Source organism: Parabacteroides sp. PF5-6 (assembly GCF_029504695.1).
In the GTDB taxonomy this organism is placed as follows: domain Bacteria; phylum Bacteroidota; class Bacteroidia; order Bacteroidales; family Tannerellaceae; genus QVMG01.
The window spans coordinates 82,009-94,878 of record NZ_JAQFIN010000010.1 but is presented as its reverse complement, the minus strand read 5'-3'; the positions used below and the strand labels follow the sequence as shown (position 1 = coordinate 94,878).

General features: G+C 49.6%; 7 protein-coding genes. 3 read left to right on the top strand and 4 right to left on the bottom strand.

What is annotated here, in order from left to right; all coding sequences use genetic code 11:
- Positions 1-345 precede the first annotated feature (345 nt).
- The 4 genes from M2133_RS12000 to M2133_RS11985 form a co-directional block, all read right to left on the bottom strand.
- Positions 346-1,908 (bottom strand): sodium:solute symporter family protein, encoded by a 1,563-nt coding sequence (locus tag M2133_RS12000; protein ID WP_277466383.1) that lies wholly within the window; start codon positions 1,906-1,908, stop codon positions 346-348.
- Positions 1,905-2,051 carry a symporter small accessory protein gene (locus M2133_RS11995; RefSeq protein ID WP_277466382.1) on the bottom strand — a complete coding sequence of 49 codons (147 nt, stop codon included), beginning with the start codon at positions 2,049-2,051 and terminating at the stop codon, positions 1,905-1,907. The genes M2133_RS12000 and M2133_RS11995 overlap by 4 nt, the downstream gene beginning before the upstream one ends.
- Positions 2,052-2,192: 141 nt before the next feature.
- A complete protein-coding gene (locus tag M2133_RS11990) occupies positions 2,193-2,618 on the bottom strand; it encodes an ACT domain-containing protein (RefSeq protein ID WP_277466381.1) in 426 nt (141 codons plus the stop codon).
- 95 nt (positions 2,619-2,713) lie between these two features.
- Positions 2,714-4,015, bottom strand: coding sequence for a phenylacetate--CoA ligase (locus tag M2133_RS11985; RefSeq protein ID WP_277466380.1), 1,302 nt, complete (start codon positions 4,013-4,015; stop codon positions 2,714-2,716).
- Between the two features lie 173 nt (positions 4,016-4,188).
- Here M2133_RS11985 and M2133_RS11980 point away from each other — a divergent pair, with 173 nt between their 5' ends.
- The 3 genes from M2133_RS11980 (at position 4,189) to M2133_RS11970 (ending at position 12,870) form a co-directional block, all read left to right on the top strand.
- Positions 4,189-8,286: a two-component regulator propeller domain-containing protein gene (locus M2133_RS11980; RefSeq protein WP_277466379.1), complete on the top strand. Its 4,098-nt coding sequence runs from the start codon at positions 4,189-4,191 to the stop codon at positions 8,284-8,286.
- A 139-nt stretch (positions 8,287-8,425) separates the two neighbouring features.
- Positions 8,426-11,266, top strand: coding sequence for a TIM-barrel domain-containing protein (locus M2133_RS11975; RefSeq protein WP_277466378.1), 2,841 nt, complete (start codon positions 8,426-8,428; stop codon positions 11,264-11,266).
- Positions 11,267-11,874: 608 nt separating this feature from the next.
- Positions 11,875-12,870: an aldo/keto reductase gene (locus M2133_RS11970; RefSeq protein ID WP_277466377.1), complete on the top strand. Its 996-nt coding sequence runs from the start codon at positions 11,875-11,877 to the stop codon at positions 12,868-12,870.

Here is a 12,870-nt window from a genome sequence, read left to right as displayed (position 1 = left end):
GGAAGGGAGAAGGGAGAAGGGAGAAGGGAGAAGGGAGAAGGGATCACCACGGAAAGTTGTGGAGTCGAAATTCGAGTGGGTATTATGGCACGCAGATGACGCAGACTAAAGCGCAGATCTACGCAGATAATTTATTGTTAATTAAAATCTTCCCCCACCGAGGGGGGAACTTTTCCTCTTGTTCTTCCGCAAAATCTTCCCCCCCTGGGTGGGGGAAGATTTCCTCTTTTTCCCCCCTTCCCACGACACAAAACAAAAATTTAGCCGCGGATGACACGGATGACACGGATTTAATATTTTTAAAAACAAAAAGATCCGCGCTATCCGTGTAATCCGTGGCTACTTTCAAATACCCTTCGATTCTTTTTTCTGTGTGGCCAAGCTGACTGCCACAATCGCCAATACGGAGAGGGGCAGGGCGAATACGATCGGGTCGATGACATACCAGGGATAAAGGTCGATTAATACGTCTCTTCCGAAAAGGGCTTGGCACAGACCGATCGGGGCGGCTTCCGCTTTGTGCAGGAAAAGCATGCAGAAGATGCTGACCAAACCGCCGACCCACAAGCTGGCTAATGCTCCTTCTTTGGTTGCTTTCTTCCAGAACAGGGCACAGAAATAGGCGGGCAGGAAAGTGGCGGCACATACTCCCATAAACAAGGCTGTTCCTCTGGCTATGATGCTGGCGCTTAACACATAACAGATGATGTAGCTGATCACGATCGCGCACAATACCCCGAAGCGTACGCCCAGCGATGAGTTCTCGTTTTTCTTTCTGCCCAGCCGGGGGAAGATATCGGCACCGAAAGCGGCTCCCATCGTGTGGAACTGCGCGCTAAGGGTCGACATACTGGCCGAAAGGATACAGAGCATGAAAAGCGCTCCGAACCAATCGGGCATTGCCAGGTCGATGAATAACGGAATAATTTTATCCATATCCGGAGTCATCTCGGCGGCTACTTTTCCGTATTCGCTCATAAAGTAAAGATTAGACAACGGGCCGATATGGTATATGCTTCCTACGACAAAGAAGATGAAAAGGCTACCGATCATCACGCCGCGGTTGAGCTGTTTGGTGCTTTCGACTGTCATGAAACGCACCACCAGTTGCGGTTGGGCCAGACAGCCGATCCCGACTCCCAGGATCAACGACGTGACCAACGAATACCATTGCGGTGAACCGGTGACGGGCATTGCCGTCCAGCCTTGATGTCCTATCGCCTGAAAGCGTTCCGGCACATGAGGCGCCAGGGCGGTGAGCTCCCGGTTGGCTTCCGAAAAGCCCATGCCGATAAACTGATAAAACCAGATCAGCATAAAGCCCATACAGGCAAACATGATCGTGGCCTGCATCGCGTCGGTGTACATCACCCCTTTGAGCCCTCCGGTTATCACATAAGCGGCAACGATCAGGGTAAAGATCAACAGGGCAAAATCCAGGTCGATCTGGAACATCTGTTCGATAAATACGGCTCCGCCTTTCATCACCACTGCGGCGTATAAAGGCATACCGATAAAGATAATGCTTGCAATAAAGACTTGGATGCCTCTTGATTTATAGTGTAGCCCTAAGAGTTGAGAGAAGGTGCGGGCGTTGTATTTCACCCCGAGCTTGCGTGTCTTACGTCCGAAAAAGATAAAAGCGACAATCACTCCCATCAGCATATTCAGCATACAAAGCCACTGAATCCCCATGCCGAAGGTCGCCGAATAGCCGCCGAAACCGACAATCGCCGAAGCCGAGATAAACGTCGCGCCATAAGAAAGCGCCATGATGATCGGATTGGTTTTCCGTCCTCCCAATAGAAAATCGCTGGCATCTTTGGTGCGTTTATATCCCAGATAACCCAAAATGGCGATCAGGAACATATAGATAAGAACTACTATACCTAAAACTAAATTATTCATTTTTCGGTCTCTTTAGGGTTATCACTATCGTTTTCTTTATCTTCCTTGTTCCAATGACTAATGCCAAACCAGACCGAAAAGACGATGCAGCCGATGGCAATCAGGTAGGCGAGGTAGATTCCGGGGTCTTCTATTCCGAACATATCTTTTGAAATTATGAATTATGAATTATGAATTATGAGATAAGTCATGAACTATAGTTATGAGTTATGAGAGAGGGAGAGTCCTTCTTTGTTCTCATAATTCATAATTCATAATTCATAACTATTGATTTATGATTCCAATCATAAATTAATAAGATCGCTCTCGCAGATATGTGCCATATTCTGTCGGCGGATTACTTCCCGGGCGCTTTCCCGGTTGTTGGTGCGCAGGATCAGTATGGATTTCTCCCGCAGAGAGAAACAATACATATACTCGATACTCAAACCGGCCTTGGTGAACTGATACAAGGCGTTGGCAAAGCTGCCGGCGCAGGAGTCGGTCACAATGGCCAGGACATCCGTCAGGTTGGCGCTTACTTTGTTCTCTTTCAGTATGGTATAAGCGCGTTGCGGATCGCTCACGATCATACGCATAATCCCGAATTCCGTTGTGTCGGCTACTGTGGCAGCGATGATCCGTATATCGGCCTCTGCCAGTAAAGAAAGTACTTCGTTTAACTTACCGTACTTATTCTCCAGGAAGATAGAAATTTGATGAACAGTCATATCTTTATGAATTAAGAATTAAAAATTACGAATTACGAATTACGACTTGTTCCAATTTTTAATTTTTAATTCGTAATTCGTAATTGGAAATTGTCTTACGACAATTTCCGGAGGTCTTTCACCCGCACGGCTTTGCCTTCCGCCACGGGCAGTGATCCTTTAGCCACCAGTTTCAACCGGGGGGTGAGCAGTAACTCGTCTTTCAGTTGACGGGTTATATTCTTCGTCAGCCGTTGCAATACCGCGTAATCGTCGGTGTACAGGTCGTTCAGTTCCACTTCGATCAGCATCTCGTCGCTATTGCCGATGGTTTCGAGCGTGATCAGGTAGTTGCCACCCAGTTCGGGGAAGGTCATCAGGATCGTCTCGATCTGGATCGGGAAGAGGTTCACCCCTTTGAGGATGATCATATCGTCGCTACGTCCGCGGAAGCGGTCGATGCGTTTGTGGGTGCGTCCGCAGGGGCAGTCGCCGGCGATAATGCGGGTCAGGTCGCGCGTGCGGTAACGGATCAACGGCATGGCTTCGCGGTTGATGGTGGTCAGTACCAATTCACCGATCTCACCCTCTTCGACCGGTTCCAAGGTCTCCGGATCGACAATCTCCACGATCACATAGTCTTCCCAGATGTGTAGTCCGTTTTGTTCGGTACATTCGAACGCCACCCCCGGTCCGTTCATCTCCGACATACCGAAGCAGTTGTAGGCTTTGACGCCCAGTAGCTGTTCGATCCGGCGACGCTGTTCCTCGGAATGAGGTTCGGCACCGATACAGATCGTTTTCAGCTTCGTATCTTTCTTCGGATCCATCCCGATCTCATACATCACCTCGGCCAGGCGTGTGGCGTAGCTCGGGATGATATGCAGGCAGGTGGTGCCGAAGTCGGTGATGAATTTGATTTGCCGTTTGGAGTTGCCCGCGGCCGCCGGCACGGTCAATGCGCCCAGGCGCTCGGCACCGTACTGGAATCCCAAGCCTCCGGTAAACATACCGTACCCCGAAGTGTTCTGGAAGATATCCGTTTCGCGCAGTCCGACCATATACATACAACGGGCTACCTGGTTGGCCCATTCGTCCAAATCCTTGGCAGAGTGAAGCACGACCGTCGGATTGCCGGTGGTCCCGCTGGATGAATGCAGGCGAACACATTGTTGCAAAGGGATGGCCGCCAACCCGAACGGATAATTGTTGCGCAGATCGTCTTTGGTCGTGAACGGAAGCTTCTTTAAATCATCTAAAGACCGGATAGAATCAGCCGTAATACCGTTTGCCTGGAACACTTTCTGATAGAAAGGAGAGTGGCTTGCGGATGCAAGGGTCTCCTTTAAGCGTTCGATTTGTAATTTTTCCAGGCTCTCGCGCTTCATGGTCTCGATGTCTTTCTGCCAGTATGTCATCGTTTTTTCTGTTATTGTGAATGTGAAATAGTGAATTTGATCGCAAATGTATCGTTTATTTTGGTAAAAGCCTCTATATTTGTAGTTATTTGTGTGAAAATGTGCGGGAACAAAATCCCTGAAGAATTGTTATATTTGCGCCGTTGATTATTAATTGATAGAAAAGAGAAGCCATGAAATGTTCCATATCGCTTATTCTTGTACTGTTCAGTATAGGAATATTCCAACCTGCCGTCGCTGCGGAAAACTATAGATTTCGGACTATAGATGTATCTGATGGGTTGAGTAACAGTGAGATCCGTTGTATCTATAAAGATAGCGACGGCTTTATGTGGTTTGGAACCCCTTCGGGCTTAAACCGGTACGACGGGTATGAAGTGATCACCTACCGTCAATCCTTCAATAGCGGGCAGAGCGGTTATTTCAATAATGATATCTGGAATATCCAGGAGTCGTACGATAAGAAGTTATGGCTGCAGACCGCTTATTCCTATACCGTATACGACCTGACCTTGCAGCGGTTCGAAGAAAATGTGAACAGTCTGTTCGAGAAATACTGCGGCGCCACCGACTTCTCCAGCTTGTATATTGATAAACAAAAGAATTTCTGGTTTTTGCTCTGGGATGATATCCGGTTGTATAAAGTCGAAACCGGCGAACTGGAAATATTTACCCAGGGGAAGAGGGACGGCTTGAGCAAAGGGCTTATCATCGATGTCAAACAAGGCGATAATTGTTATTGGTTCTTGTTCGATAACGGGGTGATCGAATGCATGGATGCCGAAACCCACACGATTATTGAACGCAGCGACGGCCTGCGCAAGATGATGCTGCAGACGAATGTCACGACGATGAAATTGTTTGTCGACTCGACGGGTGATGTCTGGGTGTACAATATCGGTGCCGATTTCGGGATGGCGGGTTATTGCCCGAAAAAGAAAAAATGGGACCATTATTCGGTCAACTCCAAGACCCACCCGATCTCTCATAATATCGTGATGGGCGTGCAGGAGGATGAGAACGGCCTGATCTGGATCGGAACGGACCATGGCGGTGTGACCTTGATCGACAAGGTGAACAACCAAACGTCGGTCATGCTGTACGACGAGAGCATCCCTTCGAGCCTGCCCGAAAATACGATCAATACCCTTTACCGGGATGATATGAATATCATGTGGCTGGGAACGTACAAACGAGGTGTTTGTTATTATAATAAATATGTATATAAATTCCAGTCGATCACGGATAAGTCCGGTCTCTCTTTTGCGGATATCAACTGTTTCGAAGAGGATGAAAAAGGGAATGTCTGGCTGGGAACGAACGGAGGCGGACTGATCTATTACGACCGCGCCCAGGATAAGTACACCACCTACCGGCATAACCCCAATAATCCGGCTTCTCCGGGTGGCGATGTGATTGTCAGCCTGAAGCGGGACCACCTGAACCGGTTGTGGATCGGTTACTATATGTCGGGCCTGGATTGTTACGACGGCAACCGGTTCACGCATTACCGGACCAGTAATAAAGAGAATGCGGCGCTGACGGATGATAATGTCTGGAAAATCCTTCTGGATAAGGAAAACCGCCTTTGGATCGGCACGCTGAGGGGGGGAGTTGTCGTGTTGGATTCCCAAACCGGCGAGCGCCTGAAGCATTTTGTGACCGATGGCTCGGTCTATTCCATCTTACAGAAAAAGGATGGCGAGATCCTGATTGGTTCGCAGCGCGGCTTGTATGTCTATAATGCCTCGGCCGACCGGTTGGTTCTCTATGATAAAGATATCCTGAGCGAAGCGCAATTGAATCGGTTTGATATCAACGCTTTGTTGGAGGACGAACGGGGACTTCTTTGGATCGGCACGCGTAACGGCTTGTTTGTGTACGACCGGACATTGCAGTACCTGAAGTATTTTGATGATTCCGACGGCTTGCCTTCCATCCTGATCCAGAGCATTCTGGAAGATGAAAACGGCGGGGTCTGGGCGGCGACGAATAGTGGGATCGCTTATATCTCCACCACGCGCGAACCGGATAATGAAGAGCCTTATGCGTTCAAAATGATCAGCTATAATCGCTCGGATGGCTTGCAGGCGGGGCAGTTCAACTATAACGCCGCCTTGCGTACTTCCGGGGGTGAACTGGTCTTCGGAGGCTCCTCCGGATTCAATATCTTCGAACCTTCCCAAATCGTCGACAATGCGACCAATCCACCCGCTGTTTTTACCGACTTCCTGATCTACAACGAACGGATCCAGCCCGGGTCGGCGTATAAAGGACGGGTGATCCTGGATAAAAACATCACGCAAACGTCGGATATCGTATTGGAATATACGGATAACTATTTCACCATCGCTTTTGCCGCATTGGATTATCTGAATGTCGGCAAAGCGAGATATCTCTATAAGCTTGAAGGGTTTAACGATCAATGGCTGGAGGCTGATAAGAATAGCCGCCGGGTGACCTATACCAACCTGAATCCCGGCAATTATACCTTTATCCTTAAAGCGATCAGTGAGAACGGTGATGATTCCGAATTCCCGATCTTCCTGAAGATCAAGATCGAGCCGCCTTTCTGGCAGACGATATGGGCGTGGATGATCTATATCGCGCTGGTCATCGCCGTGTTCCTGGGATACCGGCGGTATGTGGCACTGAAGAGCGAGCGCAAACTGGAATATGCGCGCGAGAAGATGAAGATTCTGCAACAGCACGAATTGGATGAGATGAAACTGAAGTTCTTCACCAATATCAGCCATGAGTTTCGTACCCCTTTGTCTTTGATTATCTCTCCTTTGGAAGAACTGCTCAAGAAGACCGAAGAGCCGGGACTGAAAGGGGGCCTTTCCATGATCCACCGCAATGCGACGCAGTTGCTTACGTTGGTCAATCAGCTGTTGGATTTCCGCAAGCTGGATGTGAAAAGCCAGAAACTGAACCGGTCAAAAGCCGATATCAGCCAGTTTGTACGCGAACAGGCGGGAAGCCTGATGGAGGCTATGACGCGGAAACGCATCCAGCTGACCGTCAACACTTCACCGGACGAATTATATATGTGGTTTGATGCCGATAAGATCTCTAAAGCGCTGATCAATATCCTGTATAACGCGCATAAGTTTACGCCCTCGGGAGGCCGGGTGACGTTAGACCTGGATCAACCCGATACCGACCATGTGCGTATCGCCGTGACGGATACCGGCGTCGGTATACCGGAAGAAGACCTGGAGAAAATCTTCGAACGTTTCTATCAGGTCAAGCAAGAGGCGAATATCAACAACCAGGGCAGTGGCATCGGCTTGCACCTGGCCAAAGAATTTGTATTGATGCACGACGGGCAGATCTGGGCCGAACGTGTACCCGCCGGAGGGAGCCGTTTTGTGATCCTCCTGCCGGTTGGGGAAGAACATGCCCCGATAGCGGAGAATACGCCTGCTCCTGCGGAAGAAAAATGCCGGGCGGAAGACGACGAAACAGAAGCCCTGCCGGAAAAAGAAGCCGACACTATCCCGGCGACGGAAGCGGATGAATTGCCCAAATTGTTGATTATCGACGACAATGAAGATTTCTGCCTGTTCCTCTCCGGCGTATTGAACGAGCAATACCAGGTGTTGCAGGCTGCCGATGGCGAGGCCGGCCTGGAACGGGCTTTCCAGGAGATTCCGGAGATCGTGGTGACCGACGTGATGATGCCGAAAATGGATGGTCTGGAAGTCTGCAAACGCCTGAAGAATGATATCCGCACTTCGCATATCCCGGTCATTCTACTGACCTCCAAAAGCGGGGATGAGAGCAAGTTGGAAGGACTGAATGTCGGAGCCGACGATTATATCACCAAACCGTTCAATGTGGATATCCTCCTGGCTAAGATCCGTAACCTGGTAGAAACCCAGAAGCAGCTCCGGAAAGTGTTTACCGATACGATAAAGATCGAACCTTCGAAGATCGCGGTGAACTCCCTGGACAAGAAACTGATCGAGCGGGCATTGGCCTATACGGAGAGTAATATGGCTAATCCGGACTTCTCCGTGGAGGAGCTGAGTCGCGAATTGGGCATGAGCCGCGTGCATCTCTATAAGAAACTGACGCAGATCACGGGCAAGACCCCGATCGAATTTATCCGTATTATCCGCTTGAAACGGGCGGCACAGCTATTGAAAGAGAGCCAGTTGACGGTCTCCGAAATCGCTTATGAGGTGGGTTTCAACAACCCCAAGTATTTCCGCAAATACTTTAAGGATGAGTTCGGTGTACTGCCTTCTCAATATGCGCAATAACATTTGGTACACATTTATGTAACAAAACCACCCCCGGCTGAGAACAAATTAGCCGTTTGTTGATAACATCTTACCCTCGCTTTGCGTGGCTTGCATTCTATTTTTGTATTCAAAAGAGAAAACAAAATAAATGCAGACCATGATAAAAAAGTTTTTGTGTGTTACACTTCTTCTTCCGATCCTACTATCTTGCCAATCTACATGGGAAAAAAATGAGAGGGGGGTTATTATTCATTTATCGCCTGATGATGAGCAGTTGGCTCGTAAAGTCCGTTTGGAAGTACTGAATGACCAAGTCATACGGGTCTCGGCAACGCCGGCATCTACTTTCTCGACGGATACGAGTATGGTGGTAGATCCGGTAGGGTCACCTGCCACATCGTGGCAGGTGACCGAAGAAGAAGGCCAGCTTGTGTTGGCCACTTCCCGTTTGCGGGCCGTCGCCGACCTGAAGACCGGCGAGGTGAAGTTTACCGATCCGGATGGAAATCTATTACTTAAGGAAGCCCGGGGTGGGGGGAAGTCCTTTACGGCTATGTCGGTCGATGGGACACCGGGCTACCATATCCATCAGGTCTTCGACTCCATGGAAGACGAAGCTTTTTACGGCCTCGGGCAGCATCAGGCCGACGAGTTCAATTACAAAGGAAAGAACGAAACCTTGTTTCAGTACAACACCAAAGTGTCTATCCCTTTCTTCGTATCAAACAAAAACTACGGTATCCTTTGGGACAATTATTCATTGACCAAATTCGGGGATATCCGCGACTATGATCAACTGAGCCAGTTCAAGCTCTATGACCTCAAAGGGGAAGAGGGTGGTCTGACGGCTAACTATTATGTGAATTCGGATACGAATAAGGTGTTTGTTTCCCGGGTAGAGAATACGATTGATTATGAAAACCTGGAAACGGTCGCTAATTTCCCGGCCGACTTCCCTTTCTACAACTCGACCATTGTTTGGGAAGGCGATTTGCAGGCCAAAGAGTCGGGCGTTCACCGGTTCTTACTCTATTATGCCGGATATACGAAGATATGGATCGACGGCGAGTTGATGGCCGACCGTTGGCGGACGGCATGGAATCCTTCCGTGGCCAAGTTTAATGTCCGCATGGAAGCCGGGCGGCACCACCATATCCGCTTGGAATGGCAGCCGGATGGGGGCGTTTCTTATATCGGCCTGAAAGCCTTGTCGCCTGTCGATCGGGAAGAACAAAACCGCCTCTCGCTCTATTCCGAAATGGGCGATCAGATCGATTATTACTTTATCGGTGGCGAATCGATGGACGATGTAATTAAAGGCTATCGTTCGGTTTCCGGTAAGGCGCAGGTCATGCCGAAATGGGCAATGGGTTTCTGGCAGAGCCGGGAACGTTATAAGACACAAGACGAACTGGTGGGTGCGCTCAAAGAGTTCCGCCGCCGGCAAATCCCGATCGATAATATCGTGTTGGACTGGAGCTACTGGCCGCAGGATGCCTGGGGCAGCCATGAGTTTGACGCGGCACGTTTCCCGGATCCGAAAGGCATGGTCGATCAGGTGCACGACCTGAACGCGCAGATCATGATCTCGGTCTGGCCCAAGTTCTACCATACGACCGAACATTATAAGGAGTTCGACGAAAAAGGCTGGATGTACCAACGCGCGGTGAAAGACAGTATCCGCGACTGGATCGGCAAAGGCTATATCGGCTCGTTCTACGATGCCTATAGCGCCGGCGCCCGCGAATTGTTCTGGAAACAGATGGAGGAACATCTGTATAGTAAAGGCTTTGATGCCTGGTGGATGGATGCTTCCGAACCGGATATCCTGTCGAACGCGAGCATGGAATACCGCAAGGCGTTGATGAACCCGACGGTTCTGGGCCCTTCGACCAAATATTTCAATACCTATTCCCTGGTCAATGCCATGGCGATTTATAACGGGCAACGGGCGGTGAACAACGATACACGTGTGTTCCTCTTGACCCGCTCGGGCTTCTGCGGCCTGCAACGCTACGGGGCCGTCACCTGGAGCGGCGATATCGGTACCTGTTGGGAAGACTATAAAGCGCAGATCTCCGCCGGATTGAACCATTCGATGTCGGGCAATCCGTATTGGACAATGGATATCGGTGGCTTCTGCGTGCAACGCCGTTTCGAACGCGCCCGCGAAGGTTCCGAAGATATGAATGAATGGCGCGAACTGAATGCCCGCTGGACACAGTTCGGGGCTTTCGTGCCGCTCTTCCGTACGCACGGACAGTATCCCTTCCGGGAAGTGTATAACATCGCACCCGAGTCGCATCCGGCGTATCAGACCATTGTCTATTACGACAAATTGCGCTATCGCCTGATGCCTTATATCTATGCGATGACGGGCTGGGTCTACCTCAACGACTATACGCTGATGCGCCCGATGGTGATGGACTTCGGTCAGGATCCGGCCGTATTGGATATGGGCGACCAGTATATGTTCGGCCCGTCTCTATTGGTTGCTCCGGTCTACGAATACAAAGCCCGCAGCCGTACTGTCTATTTCCCCAAAGGAACAGGCTGGTACGATTTCTATACCGGCGCCTATGTGGAAGGTGGACAGTATAAAACAGTCGATGCGCCTTACGAACGGATGCCTCTGTTTGTGAAGGCCGGTTCGATCATCCCGGTTGGACCGGAGATCCAGTACACTTCCGAGAAACCGGATGCCCCGGTCACCCTTTATGTCTACGGTGGCGCCGATGCAACCTTCGCTTTGTATGAAGACGAAGGCACGAACTACAATTACGAAAAAGGAAAATATTCACAGATTCCTATCACCTACGACGAGGCCTCGCATACCCTGGTAGTTGGCGCCCGCGAAGGATCATTCGACGGCATGCCCGAGAAGCGCACCTTCCATATCGTCTGGATTCATCCGGACCGGAAGACCGGCTTCGATGCCCATCCCGCCCCGCATAAGACCGTCGCATACGACGGCAAGGGATTAACGATAAAGCTTTGATTTTTATGACCATTAATGAATTGGAGTTCATAGGCTGCCCTGGAAGGGGCAGCCTTTTTTATGCCCTCCGATTGCTGCAAAAAGACCTTCATTTTTACCCTGTTTTAGCGAGACGTATACCCGCCTGAATATAAACGTATTATAAGGAGTAGTTATTTGTTGATAATTATCAACAAGTTTGTTGATAGTTATCAACAGATCTGTTGACAATTATCAACAAATGTGTTGACGGTTATCAACAAACAAATAGTCCCGACAAAAGATACAATTACTCCCACCGATCCGGATTCAGAGAAGGAGTACCTTAACGAAGTCCTTCGGGCGTTGAAAGGGGGATTGTTATTGTTAAATAATTCTAACGACGCGAAGAAATATGCTATAAAGTTATGTTGCAAAACATAAATGCTGTATATTTGCATTGTGTTTTTCATGGTATTAGATTTAAGGTTAACAATGAAGATTGGGCTGTCGGGATGACAGTCTTTCTTTTTTTATATACCTGCCTATTTATACCTGCCTATTTATGCCTCCCTAACGGATGAAAGAAAAAGCCAATAAATACGCGAAATAAACTACCTTTGTGGGACACCATAAAATTCATTGATCAGATGGAAATCTATAAAGCGAATGAAGAGCGTTACCTGAGTTGTTCTTATCGGCGTTGCGGTAAGAGTGGGATCTTGTTGCCTCCCATCTCCCTGGGGCTGTGGCATAATTTTGGCAGTGTGGATGTGTTCGAGAATTATATTCAGATCGCACATACGACTTTTGATCAGGGAATTACCCATTTCGATCTGGCGAATAATTACGGACCGGCTTATGGGTCGGCGGAAGAGAATTTCGGGCGCATCCTGAAAAAAGGCCTGGGCAATTACCGCGACGAACTGATCGTCTCGACCAAGGCCGGATACGATATGTGGCCGGGGCCTTACGGGAACTGGGGAAGCCGCAAGTATCTGATGGCAAGCCTTGATCAGAGTTTGAAGCGTATGGGCTTGGATTATGTGGATATCTTCTATTCCCACCGTCCGGATCCGGAAACGCCGATCGAGGAAACCATGGGTGCGCTGGCCGATATCGTTAAGCAGGGAAAAGCGCTTTATGTGGGGATCTCGAACTACAATGCTGCCCAGACGGAGCAGGCGTTGGCAGTCCTGAAAGAACATAAGGTGCCTTGTCTGATCCATCAGGCGCGCTACTCGATGTTCGATCGCTGGGTAGAGCCCGATCTGTTGAACGTATTGGAAAAAGAAGGCGTCGGACTGATTGCTTTCTCGCCATTGGAGCAGGGGGTATTGACCGATAAATACCTGCAGGGCATCCCGGCCGACTCGCGTGCCGCCAAATCTACCGGCCACCTGCAGCAAGCGTGGATCACGCCGGAGGTGATCGAAAAAGTAAAGAAACTGAATGCCATTGCTCTGGATCGGGGACAAACCCTGGCGGAGATGGCGCTGGCCTGGCTGTTGAAAGATCGGCGGGTGACCAGTGTACTGATCGGCGCCAGCTCGGTTGCCCAGTTGATGGATAACCTGCATGCATTGGATCATCTGGACTTCACGTCGGATGAGTTAACCCTCATCGAAGAGGTCTTAAAATCTTAA

Bases quoted from the DNA above. Each gene is read 5' to 3' on its own strand.
- M2133_RS12000 (WP_277466383.1), bottom strand. From the start codon at position 1,908: ATGAATAATTTAGTTTTAGGTATAGTAGTTCTTATCTATATGTTCCTG.
- M2133_RS11995 (WP_277466382.1), bottom strand. From the start codon at position 2,051: ATGTTCGGAATAGAAGACCCCGGAATCTACCTCGCCTACCTGATTGCC.
- M2133_RS11990 (WP_277466381.1), bottom strand. From the start codon at position 2,618: ATGACTGTTCATCAAATTTCTATCTTCCTGGAGAATAAGTACGGTAAG.
- M2133_RS11985 (WP_277466380.1), bottom strand. From the start codon at position 4,015: ATGACATACTGGCAGAAAGACATCGAGACCATGAAGCGCGAGAGCCTG.
- M2133_RS11980 (WP_277466379.1), top strand. From the start codon at position 4,189: ATGAAATGTTCCATATCGCTTATTCTTGTACTGTTCAGTATAGGAATA.
- M2133_RS11975 (WP_277466378.1), top strand. From the start codon at position 8,426: ATGATAAAAAAGTTTTTGTGTGTTACACTTCTTCTTCCGATCCTACTA.
- M2133_RS11970 (WP_277466377.1), top strand. From the start codon at position 11,875: ATGGAAATCTATAAAGCGAATGAAGAGCGTTACCTGAGTTGTTCTTAT.